Source organism: Streptomyces sp. NPDC006207, from assembly GCF_040613835.1.
Lineage (GTDB): Bacteria > Actinomycetota > Actinomycetes > Streptomycetales > Streptomycetaceae > Actinacidiphila.
This window is the reverse complement of sequence record NZ_JBEXSX010000075.1, coordinates 23597-45445: the sequence shown is the minus strand read 5'-3', so window position 1 is coordinate 45445 and position 21849 is coordinate 23597. Positions and strand designations below refer to the sequence as shown.

At 73.0% G+C, this 21849-nt stretch carries 19 protein-coding genes; 5 read left to right on the top strand and 14 right to left on the bottom strand.

Annotated elements, in window-relative coordinates:
* Nucleotides 1–433: 433 nt before the first annotated feature.
* The 3 genes from ABZ312_RS38790 to ABZ312_RS38780 all read right to left on the bottom strand — a co-directional run bounded on the left by ABZ312_RS38790 (nucleotide 434) and on the right by ABZ312_RS38780 (nucleotide 4422).
* Complete coding sequence (locus tag ABZ312_RS38790; RefSeq protein WP_500439732.1) at nucleotides 434–1123, bottom strand: type 1 glutamine amidotransferase domain-containing protein; 690 nt, start codon at nucleotides 1121–1123, stop codon at nucleotides 434–436.
* Nucleotides 1124–1276: 153 nt separating this feature from the next.
* A complete protein-coding gene (locus ABZ312_RS38785) occupies nucleotides 1277–2065 on the bottom strand; it encodes an alpha/beta fold hydrolase (RefSeq protein WP_500325872.1) in 789 nt (262 codons plus the stop codon).
* Nucleotides 2066–2145: 80 nt separating this feature from the next.
* Nucleotides 2146–4422 carry an AAA family ATPase gene (locus ABZ312_RS38780; RefSeq protein ID WP_500360575.1) on the bottom strand — a complete coding sequence of 759 codons (2277 nt, stop codon included), beginning with the start codon at nucleotides 4420–4422 and terminating at the stop codon, nucleotides 2146–2148.
* 135 nt (nucleotides 4423–4557) lie between these two features.
* On the opposite strand from ABZ312_RS38780, the gene ABZ312_RS38775 reads away from it, so the two are divergent.
* Nucleotides 4558–4725 carry a hypothetical protein gene (locus ABZ312_RS38775; protein WP_500439731.1) on the top strand — a complete coding sequence of 56 codons (168 nt, stop codon included), beginning with the start codon at nucleotides 4558–4560 and terminating at the stop codon, nucleotides 4723–4725.
* Nucleotides 4726–4756: 31 nt separating this feature from the next.
* Here the strand turns inward: ABZ312_RS38775 and ABZ312_RS38770 are convergent, their stop codons facing one another.
* From ABZ312_RS38770 to ABZ312_RS38755, 4 genes are all read right to left on the bottom strand, one after another.
* A complete protein-coding gene (locus ABZ312_RS38770; RefSeq protein WP_500360579.1) occupies nucleotides 4757–6658 on the bottom strand; it encodes an alkyl/aryl-sulfatase in 1902 nt (633 codons plus the stop codon).
* 118 nt (nucleotides 6659–6776) lie between these two features.
* Nucleotides 6777–8093 (bottom strand): Na+/H+ antiporter NhaA, encoded by a 1317-nt coding sequence (gene nhaA, locus ABZ312_RS38765; RefSeq protein WP_500325880.1) that lies wholly within the window; start codon nucleotides 8091–8093, stop codon nucleotides 6777–6779.
* A gap of 206 nt (nucleotides 8094–8299) precedes the next feature.
* Nucleotides 8300–9064, bottom strand: a complete 765-nt coding sequence (locus ABZ312_RS38760) for an SDR family NAD(P)-dependent oxidoreductase (RefSeq protein ID WP_500325882.1) — start codon at nucleotides 9062–9064, stop codon at nucleotides 8300–8302.
* 208 nt (nucleotides 9065–9272) lie between these two features.
* Nucleotides 9273–10571, bottom strand: a complete 1299-nt coding sequence (locus ABZ312_RS38755; protein ID WP_500439730.1) for an epoxide hydrolase family protein — start codon at nucleotides 10569–10571, stop codon at nucleotides 9273–9275.
* 588 nt (nucleotides 10572–11159) lie between these two features.
* Between ABZ312_RS38755 and ABZ312_RS38750 the strand changes: the two genes are divergently transcribed.
* Together ABZ312_RS38750 and gnd are read left to right on the top strand one after the other, a co-directional pair.
* On the top strand, nucleotides 11160–11585 hold the full coding sequence (locus tag ABZ312_RS38750; RefSeq protein WP_500325886.1) for a hypothetical protein: 426 nt from the start codon (nucleotides 11160–11162) through the stop codon (nucleotides 11583–11585).
* 167 nt (nucleotides 11586–11752) lie between these two features.
* A complete protein-coding gene (gene gnd, locus ABZ312_RS38745) occupies nucleotides 11753–13195 on the top strand; it encodes an NADP-dependent phosphogluconate dehydrogenase (RefSeq protein ID WP_500439729.1) in 1443 nt (480 codons plus the stop codon).
* A 35-nt stretch (nucleotides 13196–13230) separates the two neighbouring features.
* Here gnd and ABZ312_RS38740 read toward each other — a convergent pair whose 3' ends face one another.
* Genes ABZ312_RS38740 through ABZ312_RS38725 form a run of 4 tightly spaced genes read right to left on the bottom strand, consistent with a single transcriptional unit; the run spans nucleotide 13231 to nucleotide 16929 of the window.
* Nucleotides 13231–14685 (bottom strand): glycosyltransferase 87 family protein, encoded by a 1455-nt coding sequence (locus ABZ312_RS38740; protein WP_500439728.1) that lies wholly within the window; start codon nucleotides 14683–14685, stop codon nucleotides 13231–13233.
* A complete protein-coding gene (locus tag ABZ312_RS38735) occupies nucleotides 14682–15551 on the bottom strand; it encodes a methyltransferase domain-containing protein (protein WP_500439727.1) in 870 nt (289 codons plus the stop codon). The genes ABZ312_RS38740 and ABZ312_RS38735 overlap by 4 nt, the downstream gene beginning before the upstream one ends.
* Nucleotides 15548–16204, bottom strand: a complete 657-nt coding sequence (locus ABZ312_RS38730) for a TIGR04282 family arsenosugar biosynthesis glycosyltransferase (protein WP_500325894.1) — start codon at nucleotides 16202–16204, stop codon at nucleotides 15548–15550. Before ABZ312_RS38730 ends, ABZ312_RS38735 begins: the two co-directional genes overlap by 4 nt.
* Complete coding sequence (locus tag ABZ312_RS38725) at nucleotides 16201–16929, bottom strand: glycosyltransferase family 2 protein (RefSeq protein ID WP_500325896.1); 729 nt, start codon at nucleotides 16927–16929, stop codon at nucleotides 16201–16203. Before ABZ312_RS38725 ends, ABZ312_RS38730 begins: the two co-directional genes overlap by 4 nt.
* 114 nt (nucleotides 16930–17043) lie before the next feature.
* Here ABZ312_RS38725 and ABZ312_RS38720 point away from each other — a divergent pair, with 114 nt between their 5' ends.
* Both ABZ312_RS38720 and ABZ312_RS38715 read left to right on the top strand, forming a co-directional pair.
* On the top strand, nucleotides 17044–17763 hold the full coding sequence (locus ABZ312_RS38720; protein ID WP_500325898.1) for a response regulator transcription factor: 720 nt from the start codon (nucleotides 17044–17046) through the stop codon (nucleotides 17761–17763).
* Entirely contained in the window at nucleotides 17753–18865 is a 1113-nt protein-coding gene (locus ABZ312_RS38715; protein ID WP_500359471.1) for a sensor histidine kinase, read from the top strand. Before ABZ312_RS38720 ends, ABZ312_RS38715 begins: the two co-directional genes overlap by 11 nt.
* A 55-nt stretch (nucleotides 18866–18920) precedes the next feature.
* On the opposite strand, the gene ABZ312_RS38710 is transcribed toward ABZ312_RS38715, so the two are convergent.
* From ABZ312_RS38710 to ABZ312_RS38700, 3 genes are read right to left on the bottom strand one after another with little or no spacing between them, the layout of a single operon-like run.
* On the bottom strand, nucleotides 18921–19976 hold the full coding sequence (locus tag ABZ312_RS38710; RefSeq protein WP_500325902.1) for an NAD-dependent epimerase/dehydratase family protein: 1056 nt from the start codon (nucleotides 19974–19976) through the stop codon (nucleotides 18921–18923).
* 52 nt (nucleotides 19977–20028) lie between these two features.
* A complete protein-coding gene (locus tag ABZ312_RS38705; protein ID WP_500325904.1) occupies nucleotides 20029–20460 on the bottom strand; it encodes a hypothetical protein in 432 nt (143 codons plus the stop codon).
* Entirely contained in the window at nucleotides 20457–21593 is a 1137-nt protein-coding gene (locus tag ABZ312_RS38700; protein ID WP_500359470.1) for a molybdopterin-dependent oxidoreductase, read from the bottom strand. The genes ABZ312_RS38705 and ABZ312_RS38700 overlap by 4 nt, the downstream gene beginning before the upstream one ends.
* Nucleotides 21594–21849 lie beyond the last annotated feature (256 nt).

Genomic DNA, 21849 nt, shown 5'->3' with positions numbered 1-21849 from the left:
CCGTAGCCGATGACCGCGACCTTACGGCCCTGGATGACGGACAGGTCGGCATCGTCGTCGTAGAACAGCTCAGCCACAGGTGAAGCCTTTCCATGCCGCAAGCCTCCGTGTCGCATCGAGGAGACCCGCTCGAAGGGTGTCGATGTTCGCCCGCTCGCAGCGGACTCGCATGTCGAATCTACGGGGAGAGCCTGCCGCCTTCCGTGACGGGGCGGCGGCCACGGGATGGCGGCAGGGCGGCGAGGCGGCAAAGGCGTGTCTGCCGACCGCTCCACGGCGACCCGCCCCCGGACGACCGGTCGCCTTCAATGCTTCGAGCGAGGGACCGGCGCTCCCGGATCACGGGGCCCGGACCGGCAACGATCACCGGTCCGGGCCCCGTTGGGCTCCGCCGCAATCAGAAGGCCCCCGGCAGGGGCCGGGCACGCACCCGCTAGAGCGCCTTGAGCAGGCGTTCCGCCAGGACGGCCGCGGAGGCGGGGTTCTGGCCGGTGAACAGGTTCCGGTCCACCACCGTGTAGGGCTTCCACATCTCGCCCTTGGTGAAGGCGACACCCATGTCGATGAGTTCGGACTCCGCCAGCCACCGCGCGCGCTTGGCGAGGCCGACCGCCTCCTCCTCCTCATTGGTGAACGCCGTGACCCGGTAGCCCGCGAACGGGGACTGGCCGTGGATCCTGGTCGCCAGCATCGCCGCGGGGGCGTGGCAGACGACCGCGAGGGGCTTGCCGGAGGCGAGCGCCGCGGTCAGCAGGCGGCCGGCGTCGGGGTCGACGCACAGGTCCTCCATGGGCCCGTGGCCGCCCGGGAAGTAGACGGCGTCGTAGTCCTCCACCCGGGCGTTCGCCAGGTGGATGGGCCGCCGCATCACCTCCGCGGAGCGGATGATCTCCTCCAGGTCGAGGGCGATCTGCGCGCTGCCGGCCATGTCGGGACGCAGGCTCATCATGTCCACGGTCGGGATCACCGCGCCCGGAGTGGCGACCGTGATCTCGTGGCCGGCCTCGCTGAGCGCCTTGTACGGGGCCGCGAACTCCTCGGCCCAGTAACCCGTCGCGTGCCTGGTGCCGTCCTTGAGCGTCCAGTACGACGCCCCGGTCAGAACGAAGAGCAGCTTCGCCATCGGACCATCGCCTCCCTGTCGGTATCCGACACGGTTAGGGGCCATGTGTTACTTAAAGCATGATGCGCCCCCAGCAGGTCCGCCAGGCACGGCCTTCGCGCGGCGCCGGATGCCCGGCTGACCTGCGCCTTCGGTGAGCGGCGCACACCGCCCTCACTTCAGGAGCCGGGCGACCTCCGCAGGGTGGGCGAGGTGCGGGAAATGGCCACTGCCGGGGAGGACGGTGATCATGACGCCGGGCAGGGCCTTGCGGAGCCAGGTGAGGTAGTCCGGGTCGGGTTCGGCGCCGGTGACGTAGTGGTACGGCGTGTCCTGGGACGCGATGCGCTCCAGGCGGGCGGCGTTCCGCTCCTCCAGCAGCTCGGGCGGTGTGGTCAGCAACTCGTCCCAGTAGGCCAGCAGTAGGTCACGCGCGGGCGTCGCGTCGGGCCGGGCGAGAGCGCGGGCCTCCGGCGGCAGGCCGTCGATGCCCATGCGGCCGAGCAGGCCGTTCCAGATCGTGCCGTGGTCCGGGCCGCGCAGCACGTCCGCGTTGCGCTGCAGCAGGTCGGCGAAGCCGCCGACGCGCAGCGGCTGGTCGATGTTGACCACGCCCCGCACCGGGTGGGTCGCGGCGTAGGCGGTGGCGATGGCACCACCGATGGAGTGCCCCACCACGACCGGCCGGGTCAGGCCCGCCTCGGTGACCGCCTGGTGCACGACGGCTGCGACGTCGTCCAGCCCGTGCCGGTCCAGCGGCGGCGACTGCCCGTGTCCCGGCAGGTCGACGGCGAGGACGCTCCGCCCCGGGTCGGCGGCCTCCAGCTCCCGCAGGAGCGGGCCCCACCGGTGACGGTCGTAGCTCAGGCCGTGCAGCAGGACGAGCGGCGGTCGGCCGTCCGGCTCGCCCCGGCGCTCCGCCCGCAGACCCGCGTACGTCAGAGGGGCTTCGCCGGTGCTCATGTGGTGCGTCCTTCCAGTGGTGCGTGCCGTGCACAACAGGAGGCGTAACCCCGCGGGGAACGATCCGTTCGTGACCGGCGTCACACCTGCCAGCGCCCGGGGCCGCCGGGGCCCGGCTGGTAACGCATGAGGCGGCCCGTCCGCAGGGACGCCCGCAGGTGGGCACCGGCGAGCGGCGCGGCGGCCTCGATGCGCCGGACGGTCCCCCACAGCGCCCGCGTGGCGCCGACCCGGGCCCGCTCCGCCGCGTCGCCGTGGGCACGGGGGCGGCCGCCGAGGCCGGTCGCACGCCGGAGTTCGGCGAGGAGAGCCCGGCGCTCGGCCTGCACGGCCGCGGCGGCGTCCACGTCACCGGCCCGGTCGGCGGCGTCGAGGCTGTCGTCGAGCACGGCGAGCCGTCGGCGGTAGGAGGCGCGTGCCGTGTCGTCCAGCAGCGGATCGGCCGCCGGAGCCGCGAGCCCGGCGCCGCCGGCCACGAGATCGAGCGCGGGGATCTCCTGGCCGGGCGCCGCCAGCAGTGTGCGCAGGTAACGGGGTCCGCGCCCGTCGGGCACCCGGGCCGTCTCGCCGCCGGCCTCCAGTCGCCAGTCGCGCCCGTCGAGCACCCAGCGCCACCGGCCGTCCGGCGGACCGGCTGCGCGGAGGGTGGAAAGGAGACCGTCCATGCCGAGCCGCTCCGCGATCGACCGGGCCTGCGCCACGTCCTGCGCCGCCCTTTCCCGGTCCCCCGGGCCGTCGCGCCGGGTGCGGACCTCCGCCCGTGCCGCCAGGATGTGCGCGAGCCAGGGGAGGGCGCCGGTACGGCGGGACAGCTCGGCTGCCGCGTCCAGGTGGCCGAGGGCGGCGTCCGGCCGGTCCAGGCGCGCCGCCAGGCGGCCCAGGTAGTCGTCGACGGGTCCGGTGACGGTGTTGGCGCCGCCCCACACCACCAGCCGTCCCTGGTAGGGCAGCAGGGCGTCGTAGAGTGCGGCGGCCGCCGCCGGGCTACCGGTCCGCGAGGCGACGACCGCGAGGTCGGCCAGCGCGCCGATCCACCGCGGGCCGGTGCCCTCGAGCACCGAGGGCAGCAGCCGTTCCAGTTCCAGACCGGCCTCGACCTCGCGTCCCGACCCCAGCATCGCCCGGGCCGCCGTGGCCTCGAAGAAGTGCCCGGGCAGTCGGCGCGCCATCCGCTGCCAGGGCTCGACCGGGGTCTCGGTGCCGCCCCGTACGACGGCCAGCTGGTGGCGCACCGAACCGGCCAGCCTCTCGGTGTCGCTCACCCCCGCCTTGGGCCCGGCTACGAGGATCCGGTCCGCGAGTTCCCCGGCCTCCTCGAACCGGCCCCTGACCGTGGCGAGCATCGCCCGCCGGGAGAGGGCCACCACGTGGGCGTCGGTGTGGCCGGCCTGTTCCGCGGCGCCGACGTACACGGCGAGCGCGGCCTCGGCGGCCGTCAGGTCCCCGGTCTCGGTGTACGCCACGAAGCGCCAGAACAGGCCGCGGCACTCGGCTGCCGCGTCACCCGCCCGGCGGGCCTGAGCGACGATCTCCCCGGCGGTGGCCAGGCGTTCGGCGGTGGCGGCTGGGTCCCACAGCGCGTGCAGCCGGCCGTCGAGGACCTCGGCGACCGTGCCCGGGTCGCCGGATGCGCGGGCCAGGCCGAGCGCCGTGTCCGCCAGGTCCCGGCGGCGCGCCAGGGCCGTGGTGTCGGCCAGCAGCTCGCGCGCGAGCCGGGCCAGCACCCGGGCGCGGACCGCAGGGGCGACCGGTCGCTCGGCGGCCTCCTCCAGCAACCGGACGAGTCCGAGGTCGAGTTCGAGGAACTGGGCCCGCGACGGGAAGACCAGCGCGAGGTGCACGGCCGGGTCGGCGTCCCCGGGCAGGTCCTTCAGCCGTTCGGCCTGGGAGAGTGCGGGACCGGGCAGCCCGCCGGAGACCAGCCACAGGGCGTGGACGGCGTCGGGCGGCAGCCCGGGCACGAGCGCGGCGAACCGCGCGCCCGACAGTCCGCCCAGCCTCAACTGGGTCCCGTCCCCGGAGTACTCCCGGGCGGCGGCCAGCAGTGCGCGCGGTCCCGGGGGCGCGCCGGACCCGGGCAGGTCCTCGGCCGTGCCCTCGTCGGCCAGCAGCAGAACGGGCTCCCCCGGCGACCCCGGTGGGTGCGGCGGAACGGCGGGCGCGGAAAGCGTGCGGTCCCTGGTGTGCTCGACCCGGATGCCGCGCTCGGCGGCCAGCTCCGCCGCGGCGGCCAGCAGCGCGGTCTTGCCCGCCCCCGGCGGCCCGGTGACGACCAGGCGTTCGCCGACGCCGGCACGCAGCCGGTCGAGGAGGGCCCCGATCGCGGAAAGCTCCTGGCCACGGCCGATGAGGGACACGCCCCAGCCTAACCGGCACCCGCCTGGAACCCCCGCGGTGGCCGCCCCGGCCCGGCCGGAGGCCCGGGGCCGCCGCGCGCACCCGCGATCGCCGCGGAGGCCGCGGTGTACGGTGCCTCGACAAGGGGGGCGAGGGTGGATCACGACTGGGACGACGACACCGAGTGCCACCGTGCCGTCGGCCGCGCTTGGGTCATGGTGGCGATCGCCGGTGGCTGCTCCTTGGTGGTCGTGGGATTCGTTGCCGTCGTCGTACTCGGCCTGAACGTGTTCCTCTTCCTCGTGGACGCTCTCAGCGGGTAGGACCCGACCGGTCCCGTGCAGCCAGGGGCTGCTACGGAGTGACGATCGCGAAGTCCGGGTCGGGTTCGCCGAGGTACGCCAGGAGTTCGGCGAGCTTGCCGGGGTCGCCCGACACCTGGATGCCCGCTCGGGCCGCCAGGTCGGCCGCCGGCAGGGTTCCCAGGAGGACGGCCCGCAGATCGGCTTCGGGGAGGGTGACCGCCAGGTCGGGTTCGGTGGCGGCGGGGCCCTCGCCGGGCACGTGGGTGAGCACGCCGTTGTGCAGGCGCCAGGTGATGGGCTCCGAGCCGTGGACGTTCCAGCGGATGGTGATGTCCGCGTCCCAGCCGGCGGGGCCGTCGACGCGGATGGCGAGGGAGTCGAAGAGCTGGTCGAGGGAGAGCGCGGAGATCACGTCGGGCGACGCGGTGACGGTGGGCGTGCCGACCGGGCCGTGGCGCAGTTCGAGGGCGCCGGTGAGGAAGAAGTTGCGCCACGTCCCGTTCTCGCTGCCGTAGCCGAGCTGGGTGAGGGCGTCCGCCTGCAGCTCTCGTGCTTCGGTGTTGCCGGGGTCGGCGAACAGCACGTGGTTGACGACCTGGGCAACCCAGCGGAAGTCTCCTTCCGCGTAGGACCGGCGGGCGCGCCGCAGGACCTCGTCGGCGCCTCCCATGAAGTCCACGTAGCGGGTGGCGGCCTCGGTGGGCGGGTGTTCCCACAGGTGGGCGGGGTTGCCGTCGAACCAGCCGAGGTACCGCTGGTAGATCGCCTTGACGTTGTGGCTGACGGAGCCGTAGTAGCCGTGGGTGTGCCAGACGTGTTCCAGGGCCGGCGGCAGGTGCATCCGTTCGGCGATCTCCAGGGCCGTGAGTCCCTGGTTGATCAGGCGCAGGGTCTGGTCGTGCAGGTACGCGTACAGGTCGCGTTGGTCGGACAGGAAGGTCAGCACGCGTGCGCGGCCCCAGGTCGGCCAGTGGTGCGAGGCGAAGGCGACGTCGGAGGAGGCGCCGAAGAGCTGGATGGTCTGGGTGAGGTACTGCGCCCAGACGCGTGGGTCCCGGACCTCGGCGCCGCGCAGGGTGAGCAGGTTGTGGAGGTTGTGGGTGGCGTTCTCGGCCATGCAGAGCGCCGCGCGGCCGGGGAAGTGGATGTTCAGCTCGGCCGGCGCCTCGGTCTCGGGGGTGAGCTGGAAGACCATGCGGATGCCGTCGACGGTGTGCGTCTGGCCGGTGCGCATGATCTCGACGCTGGGCGGGATGAGGCTGACCGTGCCCGTGGAGGTCGTCTGCCCCAGACCTGCCCCGATCTGACCGTGCGTCCCCTTGGGCAGTGCGGCGCCGTACATGTAGGCGGCGCGGCGCGCCATCGCCGTGCCCGCGTACACGTTCTCGCTGACGGCGTGGGTCAGGAAACCCTGGGGGGCGATGACGGGCAGTCCGGCTCCGGCCTCTTCGGCGGTCACGACACCCTTGACGCCGCCGAAGTGGTCGACGTGGCTGTGGGTGTAGAGCACGCCGCTGACGGGGCGGTCCCCGCGGTGGTGCCGGTACAGGGCCAGGGCGGCCGCGGCGGTCTCGACGGACAGGAGGGGGTCGATGACCAGGATGCCCCGCTCGCCCTCGACGACCGTCATGTTGGACAGGTCGAAGCCGCGTACCTGGTAGATGCCCTCGGCCACCTCGAACAGCCCGTGCCGGGCGACGAGAGCGCTCTGCCGCCACAGGCTCGGGTGCACGGTGTCCGGGCAGTCGGCGTCGAGGAAGCCGTACGCGTCAAGGGACCACACCGTGCGACCGTCGCGGTCCGTGATCTCCCGCTGCTCGACGGTGCCGAGGAAACCACGGCCGGCGTCGTCCAGGTCGCGGCTGTCCTCGAACGGCAGAAGGCTTCGTGCGGCCTGGTTGGCGGCGACGATCGCCGGTTCGGGGCCCTTCAGCGCGGAATCGGCGGACATCGTGTTCTCCTTCGAGACCGGTACCGTCATCACGCCCACACGGGATGAACCCTCTGCCAGCCTCGGCAGGACGGCGTCCGCATGCCAGCGGGAGTACGCCGCCCGGACGAACCCGCGATCAGTCCGCCTGTTCGGCCGTCGCCGGGCTCGCGCCGCCGCGCTGGTAGATGTCGGGGACGCCGTCCCCGTCGGCGTCGGTGTCCTCCTCGGCGCACAGCCGCCGGTACAGCCGGTTGCGGCGGTGCAGGAGCAGCGCGGCCAGGCAGGCCGAGATCACCGATGCCACCAGGACCGCGGCCTTGACGTGCTCACCTTGCGCGGTCGCGGGGAAGGCGAGCTCGCCGATCAGCAGGGCCACGGTGAAGCCGATGCCACCCAGGGTGGCGAGGCCGAACACGTCGGCCCAGGCGAGGTCCGGATTCAACCGGGCCCGCGTGAAACGGGCGGCAAGGTAGGTTCCGCAGAAGATGCCGGCGATCTTGCCGAGCACCAGACCCACGACGACACCGAGCGGTTCGGGCCTGGTGAACACCTCCCCCAGGGCACCCGCGGAGACGCCGACCCCGGCGGCGAACAGGGCGAACAGCGGGACGACGACACCGGCGGACAAGGGGTGCAGCAGGTAGCCGGTGCGCTCGGCGGGCGAGGTCACCTCGTCCTCGTCGCGGGTGGTCCGCAGGATCAGGCCCATGGCCACCCCGGCCACGGTGGCGTGCACGCCGCCGTTGTACATCAGCGCCCAGATGACCAGGCCGAGCGGCACGTACCACCACCAGCCCGTGACCCGTAGCCGCTGCAGCGCGTAGAACACCGCGAGCCCGGCCGCAGCGCCGAGCAGCGCCCAGAGGTTGAGGTCGGAGGTGAAGAACACCGCGATGACCAGGATCGCGCCCAGGTCGTCGACCACCGCGAGGGTGAGGAGGAAGGCCCTCAGCGCCGCGGGGAGGTGGGTGGAGACGACGGCCAGGACCCCCAGCGCGAAGGCGATGTCGGTGGCCATCGGCACCGCCCAGCCGCTCGGGCTGCCGCCCCCGAACGCCGCGACCACGGCGTACAGCCCGGCGGGCACCACCATGCCGCACACCGCCGCGATGACCGGGAGCGCGGCGGTGGCCGGGGTGCGCAGTTCGCCGACGACGAGTTCGCGCTTCAGCTCGATCCCGGCGACCAGGAAGAACACCGCCAGCAATCCGTCCGCCGTCCAGTGCCCCACCGACAGGTCCAGCCCCAGCACGGGAAGGCCGAAGTGGAAGTCGCGTACCGCCTCGTACGCGCCGCTGAACGGACCGTTCGCCCACACCAGGGCCACCACCGCCGCGGCCAGCAGGACCAGGCCGCCGACCGTCTCCGTCCGCAGGGCTCGGGCGACGGCCCGCCGCTCCGGCCACGGGAGCACGCCGAGGAACGGGGGGCGGGAACGGGGGGCGGTGGCCATATGGGCGAACCTCCGGGGCGTCGGCGGCAACGGGCACGGGGCCCCTCACAACGCCGACCAGACTTCCCGGCACACCGGGCGCCTCTTCTTGACGCCTTGCTGACACCCTAACGGCGGCGCATCGGCGGCCCCAACCGTTCCCGGCACCTCCCGCACCTCCGCACCTCCCACGCCTGGCGCCCGCGTCAGCTGTGACGGCGGTGACGTCAGATGAGTTCCAGGCCGCCGTCGACGGTGATGACCTGCCCGGTGGCCTGGCGTCCAGCCGGCTCGGCCATGCGCAGGATCCAGTGGGCGATGTCCTCGACGTCCCCGATGCGGTGCGTGGGGATGCGGTCGCGCTCGTACGCGTACATGTCGTTGATCGCCTCGGGGGTCAGGCCTGCGGCGACCATGACGTCGGTCCGGGTGGGGCCGGGAGCGACGGAGTTGACGCGGATGCCCTCCGCCGCGAGCTCGAGGGCCCAGCTGCGGGTCATCTGCTCGATCGCGGCCTTGGTGGCCGCATAGTGGGATCCGCCGGACATCGGGCGGTGTCCGTAGGTGCTCGACACGTTGACGATGCTGCCGGAGGACGTGCGCAGATGGGGCAGGGCTTCGTGCGCCAGCATGCTCGGGGCCACCACGTTGAGGGCGAACAGGTCGGTGATGACCTGCTTGTCCGCCTCGGCCAGGGGCATGACGGCCGTGGCGCCTGCGTTGTTCACCAGCAGGTCGAGCCGTCCCCAACGCGCCACGGCGGTGTTGACGACCTGCGCGGGCGCGCCGTCGTCGACGAGGTTCACGGACAGGGCTTCGATGTTCGGGTGGGCCTTGGCTGTTTCCACGAGGGCATCCATCCGGCGACCGACGCCGAGCACGTTCGCCCCGGCCTGCGCCAAAGCGAGTGCCGTCGCACGGCCGATACCGGATCCCGCGCCGGTGACGATGGCGACGTGACCGGAGAAGGGCAGGTGAGATGTGGTGGTCATGGACTCTCTCTCCTTTGTTCGATGTTCGGCGAACTACGAACAAGGTACATCACGTGTGAAACGCTTTGATGGGAAAGGTGAGGCATGACACGCGCCGCAGGTCGCCCCGGCGGCTGCTGCGCGACGCCGCGCCGTGCCGTACCGTGCCGGAGAAACGCAAGCGGCCCACCGCGTTCGGCGGTGGGCCGCCTGTGGGCGCAGCAGGATGTCAGCGGAAGAGCCGGCCGAATCGGCGCACCTCCTCCGCGAAGATCTTCGGCTGCTCGAACGCCGCGAAGTGCCCGCCCCTGCTGGCCCGATTCCAGTAGACGAGGCTGGGGAAGACCTTCTCGGCCCATGCGCGCGGCGGCGTGTAGAACTCCTTGGGGAACAGTATGACGCCCATGGGCACGTCGATCTTGACCGCGTTCATGGTGATGTCCGAGTTCTCCCGGTAGAAGCGTGCGGCAGACTCCGCCGTATTCGTCAGCCAGTACAGAGTGATGTCGTCCAGCATCTCGTCCAGGGTGAGGACCGACTCGGGGTTCTTGTCACTGTCGGTCCAGACACCGAATTTCTCGTAGATCCAGGCGGCCTGCCCGACCGGGGAGTCCGCCAGGGAGTAGGACACGGTCTGGGGCCTGGTCATCATCTGGAGCTGGTAGCCGATCTCGTTCTGCTGTTGTGCGTTCAGTTGGTTCATCGCGACCCGCTCCTCCGGAGTGAGGCGCTTCGGGTCGAGATCAGGGGGGACGATCTGAGGGAAATTCAGGTGGATGCCCAGTAATCCCTTGGGACGCAGGACCCCCAGCTGCACATTGACGGCAGCTCCCCAGTCCCCTCCCTGGGAGAGGTAGTGGTCGTACCCAAGGCGAGGCATGATCTTCGCCCAGGCCTTCGCCGTCCTCACGCGCCCCCATCCCACGGCGTCCGGCTGACCGGAGAAGCCGAATCCCGGGAGGGACGGTGTGACCACGTGGAATGCGTCACGCGCGGATCCACCGAACTCGGTCGGGTGGGTCAGGCGCCGGATCACCTTGCGGAACTCCAGGATCGAGCCCGGCCAGCCGTGGGTGAGCATGATGGGCATGGCGTCGCGGTGCGGTGACCTGGCATGCAGGAAATGGATGCTCACACCGTCGATCACGGTGCGGTACTGCCCGAATCCGTTGAGCAGCGCCTCCACCCTGCGCCAGTCGTAGTGTCGCTGCCAGTGCTCCACGAGTCGCTTGACCCGCCACAGCGGAGCCCCCTGGGACCAGTCGTCCACGAGTTCCTCGGTCGGCCACCGGGTCATGGCCAGGCGTCGCCTCAGATCGTCCAGCATGCGCTCCGGCACATGCAGCCTCATGGGCACGACCGCGCCGTTGCCCGGAGGCGGCGGGAACGAGCCCGCAGTCGTGGCGCCCGTTCCCGTGACGGCCTCGGCGACGCCGGACGCCATCGCCGCCGCGGCGGTTCCCGCGCCCAGCGCCCCCATGGCGTACAGCAACCGTCGACGGCTGAGATTGCTCGCTTGACTCGCCATGCGTTACTCACTCCAGTCGGTCATTTCGATTCAGCGGGACATGCCTGGCGTGGGCCTGAGAGGAGTTCGGCGGCCCATTTCGCGCAGGAAAACAGCGCCCCTGCGATGCGGTGGCCAATGTTGCGTTGATTTCGTGTGAGCACGGTGTCACGCCGCCCATTGGCGGGTGGGGGCCCCTTCGCGCACGACAACAGGCCGGGCGTACGCCATGTTTCGCCAGTCATCGAACGTCGCTTGCGACCGTACACCGGCCATTCGCCGACCGAGGATGTCGCGAAGGTGGCATAGCTCACGGACCTTGTTCCGACGCATGGGTGACACCGTGTGCACGTGCAATGAGAGCGCCGTCACGCCGGTCGCAACGTTCAGGGCGAACTCGGCCGTGTTAGGTTGTTCGGCATACGTCGAACGACCATTTCCCGGCGTACACGCAGGGCCAGATGCAGGTGTCGGCCAGAGTCCGAGTGAATCCTCGCCCTGCCATCCACAAAGTGTCGTCGAGGGCGCTCCTCGCGATGCCGCCGCCGGTCGGCCGTTGACCGGACTGACCGCCGGCGTACCTCAACACCCAGCAGAAGGAGAAAAGCCATGAGTGCCATCACCACTGAGATGCAGGAGTTCATCTCCCGCGTCGTGCACGACGGCAGCAACTACCGCATGGACGCCATGGAGAAGCTCTACACCGACGACATGGCGATCCTCTTCCCGACCCGGGAAGGAGCCATCGCGGCAGCTCCCCGCAAGGAGGTCTTCGCGGAGTTCGCGGCCCGGGGACAGGCGGGTGAGACGCCCCTGTCCACCGAGTACAAGGTCCTGCACGCCGAGGACCAGGGCGAGTACGCGACCGCGCTTCTCTACCGGCGCATGAGCGACACCACCGCCCCCTTCCTCTACGAGCTGCGTCTGAAGCGGGGAGGTGCCTACGGCTGGCTCGTCGCCGGGGAGACCGTCACACCGTGGCCCGACCCGGAGACCGCCGGTGCCTTCCTTCCGCCGCGACAGGCCGCCGCCTGAAAGCCGGCCGATGCACGGGACCCGTAGTGCGCGTGCACCAAGGGTCCCGGTCGTGGCCACTGCTGGCAAAGGGGCCTGAGCCAGCGGTGGCCTGCCCCCTCCCAGCGACGAGCAGCCCCAGGTTCCCGCAACCACTACGCCACCGCCAAAGACCCGAAGGAAGAACCGTGTTCCCCACCGCACCGATCGGCGTCACCGGCCTCGCCGTGATGGGCCGCAACCTCGCCCGCAACCTGGCCCGTCACGGCTACACCGTGGCCGTCCACAACCGCACCACCGCCCGCACCCAGGCCCTCGTCGACGACTTCGGCCACGAGGGCACCTTCATCGCCGCGGATTCCGCCAAGGAGATGGTCGCCGCCCTGCAACGGCCCCGGCGTCTGATCGTCATGGTGCAGGCCGGCAAGCCCACCGACGACGTGATCGACGAGTACGCGCCGCTGCTGGAACCCGGTGACGTCATCGTCGACGGCGGCAACGCCCACTTCGCCGACACCCGCCGCCGCGAAGCCACGCTGCACGAACGCGGCATCCACTTCCTGGGCACCGGCATCTCCGGCGGCGAGGACGGCGCGCTGAACGGCCCCAGCATCATGCCCGGCGGCTCCCAAGAGGCCTACCAGCTCCTGGCCCCCGTCCTGACCGACATCGCCGCCACCACCCCCGACGGCAGCCCAGCCGTCGCCCACCTCGGCCCCGACGGCGCCGGCCACTTCGTCAAAATGGTCCACAACGGCATCGAGTACGCCGACATGCAACTCATCGCCGAGGCCTACCACCTGCTGCGCCACACCACCGGTTGGAAGCCCGCGCGGATCGCCGAGGTCTTCCGCCAGTGGAACACCGGCCGCCTGAACTCCTACCTCATCGAGATCACCGCCGACGTCCTCGCCCACCGCGACGCCGACACCGGTCTCCCCTTCGTCGACGTCGTCGCCGACGCCGCCGAGCAGAAGGGCACCGGGCGCTGGACCGTGCAGACCGCCCTCGACCTGGGTGTCCCCGTCTCCGGCATCGCCGAGGCCGTCTTCGCCCGCTCCCTGTCCGCACACACCGCCCTGCGCGCCACCGGCGCCGCCCTGCCCGGCCCCTCGCGTACCGTCCTCGGTGAGCGCGACGCCGCCCGCTTCACCGACCAGGTCGAGCAGGCCCTGTACGCCTCCAAGGTCATCTCCTACACCCAGGGCCTCCACCAGATCCAGGCCGCCGGCAACACCTACGGCTGGAACACCGACCTCGCCGCCGTCGCCGCGGTGTGGCGCGCCGGCTGCATCATCCGCGCCACCTTCCTCGACCGCGTCCGCGACGCCTACACCACCGACCCCGCACTGCCCAGCCTCCTCGCCGACCCCGGCTTCGCCGGCGAAGTCGGCGAAGCCCAGCTCCCCTGGCGCCTGGTCGTGGCCCACGCCACCCGCGACGGCGTCCCCGCCCCCGCCTTCGCCGCCGCCCTCGCCCACTACGACACCCTGCGCACCCCGCGCCTGCCTGCGGCCCTCACCCAGGCCCAACGCGACTATTTCGGCGCCCACACCTACCGCCGCACCGACCGCCCCGGCAGCTACCACACCCGCTGGGACACCGACCGCACCGAGAACCCCGTCAGCTGACCGGGCGGGCGTCCGCGTGTCATGGGCGAGGTACGTCAGGTGCCCAACCGACGCCCGTCCAAGAGTCGCTGTGCCGGGGCGGCCCGCAGGCAGGCCCCGCACACGACGCACACGGCGGCCATGCCGTAGGCCCACGCCTGGAGAGGGACGCCCGGCAGCAACCGGCCCCCGAGGTAGAGGACCGTGCCGGCGAGGGTGACGGCCAGCCACTCCCAGCGGCCGTCGAGCGCGACGAGGCCGACGACGAGCAGTGAGTACCAGGGGTAGTTGGGCGAGACCAGCAGCAGCGCCGTACCGGTCAGCAGCAGGGCGCCGCGCCAGGGGCGGGTGGGGTCGCCGCGCCACCATACGTACAGGGCCATGAGTGCGAGCAGCACGAGGACGACCATTCCCGCGGCGGCGTCAGGGAGCAGCAGACGCAGCAGGGCGAAGCGGTGCACGTCCCCGGGTTCGTATCCCTCCTCCTGCAGGTAGCCGGGCAGGTAGCCCAGGACGCCCGTGCCGGACGCGGCGACGTACGGCAGGTAGGCGAGGGCGACCACGGCGACCGTCGCCGACACCGTGCGCAGGATGCGGGCCGGACTGCGCTCCCCGGACAGCGCGCCGGGGAGCGTCAGAAGCGGCAGCAGTTTCACGGCGACGGCGGCGCCGAGCAGTCCTCCACGGCGGGCGCCCGCGGTGGCGGTACCGAGGGCCAGCACGGTCAGCAGGACACCGAGGGTGTCGACGTGGGCGTTGTCGACCGCCTCGAAGGGGACGGCCGGGCACCACGCCCACAGAGCGGTGCGGGCCGGGGCCCGGCGTGGGTCGCCGCGCCGGCGCAGCACCGCGAGCAGCGCGACGGTGGTGCCGAACGCCACGACGGCGCCGCCTGCTTGGAGCGGCTTGTGGCGGCTGCCCTGCGGGGAGAGGACGTGGACGGTGACGAACCAGCCTTCGGCGACGGGCGGGTAAATGGTCGGGACGGTGGGACGGTTGATGCGGGCGCACAGGCCGCTGTCCGTCCGGGCCAGTCCCCAGCCCCGGCAGGAACCCGTGGCGGGGAACAGCCAGTCGTCCCGCAGCGTGGCGAGTTCGGGTGCGGCGGGGGGATGGGCGTACGGGGAGATCCCCGCGGCCTGGACGCGGCCGTCCCAGGCGTAGCGGTACATGTCGGTGCTGGTGCGGGGTGGTGCGGCGAGCCCGGCCAGCGCCACCGCGGCCGCTCCGGTCAGGACCAGTGCGGTGGCGGCGCGTGCCGGGACCTTGCGAACGGCCCATGCCGAGGCGGCGAACAGCGTCCAGGCGACGGCGTATCCGGCCAACAGGCGGCCCGGGTCGCGCTGGCTGTCGCCCGCGCGGAGGGTGCCGATGACGACGACGGTCAGTGCGGCGAGGAGGACCGCGACGGCGATGGTGCGGACACGGGCCGGTGCGCGGTTGACGGGTGCCTCGGGCGGGCCGGTCGGCGGCTGCGGGGACTGGTGCTGTGCGGCGGTTGCGTCGCTCATGGTCGTCCGGTCCCTCCGGTGGCCGTGGGTGGCTCGTCACGGTGGCGGGACCGCGGGCGGCGCAGTTCCACGAACGAGCGGCCTTCGGCGGTCCACCGGCCTGCCGGGATCCACCCCGCGGCTTCGGCGGTGTGCAGCAGGACGGTGGTGCCGAGGCGGGCCCAGGGGAACGGGCGGCCGTGCCGGCCGTGGCCGTCCTCGACCCGGACGGTCAGGCGCTCGTCCTCGTCGTGCGGAGCGGCCTCTGCCAGGAGGCGTCCACCCGGCGAGACCAGGGTGCGCAGGCGGGTGAGGAGGGCCAACGGGTCGCCACCGATGCCGACGTTGCCGTCCATCAACAGGACGCTGCCCCAGCGCCCCTCCCCCGGCAGGCGGTCGAAGACGGACCGGCGGACGGCGGAACCGCCGTGTTGCCGGGTCCGGGCCACCGCGGCAGGGCTCACGTCCACGCCGAGTGCCCGAACCCCCCGGACGGCGAGGGCGGCGACCAGACGCCCCGGTCCGCAACCCACGTCGAGGACGGGGCCGGTGCAGCGGTTCAGGACGGCGGCGTCCGCTGCGTCGGGGGCGGCGCACCAGCGCTCGACGTCCAGCGGCAGCAGTTCCCCTTCCCCTCCGGCGCCGTCCGGTGGGGCCGGAGGCGACAGGCGGCGCAGGAAGAGCGGGCCGCGACCGGTGCGCAGGGCATGGACGTAGGGGTCGTCCGTCCACGGTTCCCCCGGCTGCGCCGGCCACTGCCGCGCGGCTGGCTGCGCCTGTGCGGGGAGACCGGCGGGGCGGGCCACCGTCCGGGTCTTCCAGCCGGCCGCGGTCCGCGGCGTCCGCTCGGCGAGGGCGGGTTCCGAACCGCCTGCGGTGCCGCTCACCGGCCGGTCTCCGCGAGCGAGTTCAGCGTGGTGGCGAAGCGCGAGCCGGGCGGGCAGCACGCGGCGACCGCGGCGGCGTCGGCGGCGGTGTCCACATCGCGCAGCACCGGCAGGTCGCCCACGCTGAGCCCTGCCTCGACGAGCCGTCGCCGCTGCGTCGCACCGGTGTGCCCGGTGGACATCGGGACGCCGTGTACGAGGGCCGCGGCGCGCCCCGGATCGGCGAGTCCCAGCGCCCAGAAGCCGCCGTCCTCGGCCGGGCCGAACCAGGCCTCGTGGCCGTCGCGTCCGGCCCCCGCGAGGTGTTCGACGGTCAGTTGCGGGGTGTCCATGCCGACCAGGAGGGCCGGTCCGCGGTCGCAGCGGGCGAAGGCGGACGCGATCCGCTCGTCCAGGCCGCCGGTTCCCTGGTGCACGACGTCGAAGCCGGGCGGGAGCCAGGGTCCGGGAGCGCCGTCGAGAACGAGGACGCGACGCCGAGCGGGGGTCTTGAGCACCGTGTGCAGCGTGTCGGCGAGGGCGGCCTCCGCGAGGGTGGCCGCCTCCAGGGGCGTGTAGGGCGGGGTGAGCCGTGTCTTGACCCGCCCCGGGACGGGCTCCTTGGCGATGACCAGCAGCGTGGCCGGGCTCCCGGCCGGGTGGCGGGGGCTCACCGTCCGGTTCCCCGGGCCGTTGCCGCGGGCGCCAGGTCGGCGGAGGGAGGTTCGGCGAGGACGGAACGCATGTCCCGTACCGCGTGCCAGGTACCGCGCCAGGTGCCGGTGACCTTGGAGCGGCCCCTGCGCGGGCGGTACGGCACGTCCGTCTCCTCCACCCGCCAGCCCGCGTCGGCGGCGCGGACCACCATCTGCAGCGGGTAGCCGGAGCGACGGTCGGTCAGGTCCAGGGCGAGCAGGGAATCGCGGCGGGCGGCGCGCATCGGTCCGAGGTCGTGAAGGCGCAGGCCGGTGCGCCGGCGGACCAGTCGCGCCAGCTCCAGGTTGGCCAGCCGTGCGTGCAGGGGCCAGGCGCCGCGCGTGACGGGCCTGCGCCGGCCGAGGACGAGGTCGGCCACGCCGTCGAGGACGGGCGCGGCGACGGCGGGCAGCAGCGCGGGGTCGAGGGAGGCGTCGCAGTCGCAGAAGCAGACGACGTCGGCCGTCGCGGCGGTGAGCCCCGCGTGGCAGGCGGCACCGAAACCGCGGCGCGGTTCGTGGACCACGTGCGCCCCGAGGGCGTGCGCGATGTCCGCCGAGCCGTCGGTGGACCCGTTGTCGACGACGATCGCGCGCCAGCGGGAGGGGATGCGGTCCAGCACCCACGGCAGGGCCTCGGCCTCGTCGAGGCAGGGCAGCACCACGTCCACCGGGGCGGAAGGAGGAGGGGATGTCTCGATCACCCCACTCACCCTACGGAGACAAAAAGCTCAAAAGGGATATGGGCACCTTACGGATCGCTGACGTCCGCCTCCGCTCCCACCGTCGGCCGAAGGCCGGGTGCCACACTCGGTGGCGTGAAACACGTACTCGTCGTGGACGACGACGCCACCGTCTCCGAGGTCGTCGTCGGCTACCTGAACCGGGCCGGCTTCGACGTCGACGTGGCCGCCGACGGCCCCACCGCCGTGGCCCTGGCCGCCGTCCGGGCCCCCGACCTGGTCGTCCTGGACCTGATGCTTCCCGGCATGGACGGCCTCGAGGTCTGTCGCCGCATCCGCGACGACGGCCCGATCCCCGTGATCATGCTGACGGCGCGCGGTGACGAGGAGGACCGCGTCCTCGGCCTGGAGGTCGGGGCCGACGACTACGTCACCAAGCCCTTCAGCCCCCGCGAGCTCGTGCTCAGGGTGGAGTCGGTGCTGCGCCGTACGGGAGACCAGGCCGCCCGTGCGACCCCGGCCGGATCGGAGCTGCGGGCCGGCCCCCTCGCCCTGGACCCCGGCGCACGCCGCGTCACTCGCCACGGCGTCGAACTCGCCCTGACGATCCGCGAGTTCGACCTGCTGGAGTTCTTCCTGCGGAATCCCGGGCGAGCTGCCGGCCGGGAGGAGCTGATGCGCCGCGTGTGGGGCTGGGAGTTCGGCGACCTGTCGACCGTCACCGTCCACGTCCGTCGCTTGCGCGAGAAGGTCGAGGAGGACCCGGCGCACCCCTGCCTGATCAGCACCGTGTGGGGCGTGGGCTACCGGTTCGACCCTCCGACCGCGGACGAGGGAGCCCCCGATGGTGCATGACACCCTCCTCATCGTGGCCTACGCGGCCATCGGTGCGGCCTGTGCCGGCCTGCTCGGCACGGGCGTTCTGCGGCTGCTGCGCAATCGCTCGGTCGCAGTGTCCCTGGCGGTGGTCGCCGCCGTCGCGGTCGCGGCGATGCTCGGCGGAACCATGCTGGTGTCCTGGGCCATGTTCCTGTCCGACCACGACCTGTGGGTCGTGACCATGGTCTGCTCCATCGCCGCGGTCGTCTCGCTCGGGGTGGCGCTCGCGCTCGGCCGCGGCGTGGTCCGCGGCAGCCGGGCCCTCGCCGAGGCCACCCGCGCCCTCGGCGACGGCGGCACTTTCACCCCGCCCGCCGCCGCACCCACCGCCGAACTCGCCGAACTCGGCCGTGAACTGGCCGCCACCAGCGCCAAGCTCGCCGCGTCCAGGGAGCGTGAGCGGGCCCTGGAGGAATCCCGCCGCGAGCTGGTCGCATGGATCTCCCACGACCTGCGCACCCCGCTCGCCGGACTGCAGGCCATGACCGAGGCCCTGGAGGACGGCGTGGTCGACGACCCGAGCCTGTACCACGCCCGCATCCGCGCGGAGGTCGAACGCATGAGCGGCATGGTCGGCGACCTCTTCGAACTCTCCCGCATCCAGGCCGGCGTGCTCGCCCTGAACACCACCCGCATGTCGGTCTACGACCTCGTCGGCGACGCGCTCGCGGGCGCGGCCACCCTCGCGATGGAGCACGGTGTGCGGATCGTCGGGGACGGGGTCGAGCCGGTCCCGGTCGAGGTCGACGGACGCGAGATGTCCCGCGTGCTGGCCAACCTGCTCGTCAACGCCATCCACCGGACTCCGGCCGACGGAACGATCGCGGTCTCCGCCCGCCGGGAGGCGAACAGCGTCGTCGTGTCGGTGACGGACGGCTGCGGCGGCATCCCCGCGGAGGACCTGCCCCGTGTCTTCGACACCGGCTGGCGCGGCACCGACGCACGGACCCCGCCCGCCGGAGCGGGTCTGGGCCTGGCGATCGTCCGGGGGATCGTGGAGGCCCACAAGGGCCGGGCGGCGGTGCGCAACGTCCCCGGCGGCTGCCGCTTCGAGGTCCGGCTGCCCGCCGCCGCCTGAGGCGCCCGGCGGGCAGGCGGACCCGACCCGCCCTGCGGCCGTCCGGGCGGACGGGTCAGCCGCTTCGCAGCGGGGCCGTCGCGAACTCCGTCATCCCCTCGGCGAAGGCGACCCGCGGCTTCCAGCCCAGTTCTTCACGCAGCCTGCGCGAGGAGGCGGTGATGTGGCGGACGTCGCCGAGCCGGTACTCGCCCGTGACCACCGGCACCATCTGCGTGCCGTGCGCCCCGGCCAGGGCGGCGGCCATCTCCCCCACCGTGTGGGGCTCACCGCTGCCGACGTTGTACGCCCTCGCGGACCCCTGCGGCAGACCGGGCAGTCCGTCCAGGGCCGCGAGGTTGGCCCCGGCCACGTCCCGTACGTGGACGAAGTCACGACGCTGGCCGCCGTCCTCGAACACGCGTGGCGCCTCACCGCGCTCCAGCGCGGACCGGAACAGCGACGCGACCCCGGCGTACGGGGTGTCACGCGGCATCCCCGGCCCGTACACGTTGTGGTACCGCAACGCGATCACCCGTCCGCCCACCGCGCGCGCCCAGGCGGAGGCGAGGTGCTCCTGCGTCAGCTTGGTGGCGGCGTAGACGTTGCGCGGGTCGAGCGGGGCGTCCTCGTCCACCAGCCCGGACGCCAGCGGTTCGCCGCACTGCGGACAGGGAGGTTCGAAGCGTCCCGCCCGCAAGTCGGCCACCTCGCGCGGTCCCGGCCCCACGACACCGTGCGACGGGCACTCGTACCGTCCCTCGCCGTAGACCACCATCGAACTCGCCAGCAGCAAGGACCTCACTCCGGCCGCGGCCATACAGGCCAGGAGCACCGCGGTGCCCAGGTCGTTGCAGCCCACGTAGGCGGGTGCGTCGGCGAAGTCCTTGCCGAGGCCGACCATCGCCGCCTGATGGCAGACGGCATCGACGCCCCGCAGGGCCTCGGACACCTCCGCCGCGTCACGGACGTCCGCGTGCCTCCAGTCCACCCCGTCGGGAACCGGCGGGGGCGTGCGGTGCGCGGCGGGCAGCAGGGCGTCGAGCACGCGCACCTCGTGCCCGGCGCCGGTGAGGGCGGTGACGACGTGCGAGCCGATGAAGCCCGCACCTCCGGTGACCAGGATCAACATGTCCCGACCGTACGGCCACCGGCCCGGCCGGCGACCGTACGACGCCGACACGTCAGCGGTTCGTAAGCCTTCCCGCCGCGCGTCTTGGCCGACGGCCGCGGCGGGCACCCCGCACGACGAGCACGAGGACCGCGACCACCGCCACCGCCCCCAGCGTGACCAGCCAGTTGCGCGGGTAGTCCAGCGGCAGGACCGAGGAGTTGGCCGGCTTCCCCGGGCGCAGCATCACCGGCAGGGCGACCGCCGTCACAGCGCCCGCGACGATCAGCGCCCCGCGGACGGGGCCGCGCACGCCCCCGCGGACCAGCACCGACCCGATGAGCAGCACCAGCGGCGCGATGAGCACGTCGTGCAGCACCACCGCGCCGCCCAGCCAGATCAGAACGCCCGTCAGGTCGCCCACCCCCAGCAGCTGGTACGCGCCCACTCCCGCCAGCACCAGACCGGCCGCGCCCGTGAGCCGCCGCGTCACGCTCGTCCTCACGACAGCACTTCCAGCCGGCCGACCCACTTGGTCTGCAGCACACCGGGCCGGTTCGGGGCGATCAGGCGCACCGGGTAGCCGTGGTCGGGGGTGAGCTCCTCGTCGTTGAGACGCAGCGCCAGCAGGGTCAGCGGGTCGCGGGCGTACTCGTGCCCCATCTCGGAGACCCGGTAGCCGCCCCGCGTCTGCAGCGACACCGCCCGTACCCGGGCGTCGGGCGGGGCCCCCACGAGGTCCAGGAGGTCCATGACCCGCACCCCCGTCCAGTGCGCCGTCTTGCTCCACCCCTCCACGCAGGCGATCGGCAGTTCCGCCCCGTACTGCGGGAGGCCCCTCAGCTCATCCAGTGTCAGCGTGCGGGGCCGCGGCCCGGCCACCGTCAGGCGATAGCGGTCGGCCACGATCAGCCCGACGCCGGCAGCGGCGGCGGTGCGGTTGACCGGCAGGCCGCTCGGGCCGTGGTCCGGATGGCGTGGCGCGAGCAGGATGAGGCCCTTGAGCGGGGTGAAGGACTGTCCCACCGTGGTCACGGTGACCATGCCGGCCGCTGCCGCCAGGGCGGCGAGCAGCGAGCGCCGGTCGGCCCCGTCCTCCTGGGGCAGCGCCAGGGTTCCCGGCGACCGCCGCCTCCAGTGGGCGCGGATCTCCGGGGCCTTGACGGCGACGTGCAGCACGAGCGATCCGGTGAGCAGCCAGGCCACTGCGTAGTGCACCGGCACGAACGAGAACGGCCACGGGTACCACTGCGCGGTGTTGAGCAGGCCGGTGGCGACCTCGAACACGGCCGCCGCCACCAGCGCCGCGACCGACAACCGCTCCAGGGCGTGCCGCACCGACCGAACCGGCGGCCAGGAGAACAGTCGCGGGTAGACCGTCCACAACTTCGCCGACAGCAGCGGAACCGCCGCGACACCCGAGGCGACGTGCAGCCCCTGCGTCAGCCGGTAGCCCCACACCGGGCGGGTCGGCAGACCACCGGCCAGCCACATGGGCGGACGCTGCAGCACGTGGCTGATCAGGCCGGTGACGAAGCACACGACGAAGGCGAGTCCGAGCCAGCGTCCGATCGAGGTCGCCGTGCGGGGATCATGGAGCCTGCCGGTGAACACCGGCGGAGACAAGCGCGATCTCATGCCTCCATCACAGCCGCCGCAAGGCCGCCGCGGAACGCCCCGACCCCTTACGGAACAGGGACGTCCACTCCCGGTGGCCGGGCCCGCCGACGCGAGGCGCCCGGACGCCCCCCTACCCCGAGCGCACGCCTCTTCGGCTGGAATCTCGCGGTCCCCGGTGGTGGCGGGACGACAGACGGCCGAGGTCGGGCTATGTGTGGGGGCGAGATCACGGCCGTTGCCCTCCGGCACGCGCCCTGGCAGCGGAGGGTCAGTC

Excerpts from the sequence above, each read along its gene's own strand:
- ABZ312_RS38790 (WP_500439732.1), bottom strand. The coding sequence starts at position 1,123 with ATGGCGAAGCTGCTCTTCGTTCTGACCGGGGCGTCGTACTGGACGCTC.
- ABZ312_RS38750 (WP_500325886.1), top strand. The coding sequence starts at position 11,160 with ATGAGTGCCATCACCACTGAGATGCAGGAGTTCATCTCCCGCGTCGTG.
- ABZ312_RS38770 (WP_500360579.1), bottom strand. The coding sequence starts at position 6,658 with ATGTCCGCCGATTCCGCGCTGAAGGGCCCCGAACCGGCGATCGTCGCC.
- ABZ312_RS38715 (WP_500359471.1), top strand. The coding sequence starts at position 17,753 with ATGGTGCATGACACCCTCCTCATCGTGGCCTACGCGGCCATCGGTGCG.
- ABZ312_RS38700 (WP_500359470.1), bottom strand. The coding sequence starts at position 21,593 with ATGAGATCGCGCTTGTCTCCGCCGGTGTTCACCGGCAGGCTCCATGAT.
- ABZ312_RS38755 (WP_500439730.1), bottom strand. The coding sequence starts at position 10,571 with ATGGCGAGTCAAGCGAGCAATCTCAGCCGTCGACGGTTGCTGTACGCC.
- nhaA (WP_500325880.1), bottom strand. The coding sequence starts at position 8,093 with ATGGCCACCGCCCCCCGTTCCCGCCCCCCGTTCCTCGGCGTGCTCCCG.
- ABZ312_RS38785 (WP_500325872.1), bottom strand. The coding sequence starts at position 2,065 with ATGAGCACCGGCGAAGCCCCTCTGACGTACGCGGGTCTGCGGGCGGAG.
- ABZ312_RS38740 (WP_500439728.1), bottom strand. The coding sequence starts at position 14,685 with ATGAGCGACGCAACCGCCGCACAGCACCAGTCCCCGCAGCCGCCGACC.
- ABZ312_RS38760 (WP_500325882.1), bottom strand. The coding sequence starts at position 9,064 with ATGACCACCACATCTCACCTGCCCTTCTCCGGTCACGTCGCCATCGTC.
- ABZ312_RS38710 (WP_500325902.1), bottom strand. The coding sequence starts at position 19,976 with ATGTTGATCCTGGTCACCGGAGGTGCGGGCTTCATCGGCTCGCACGTC.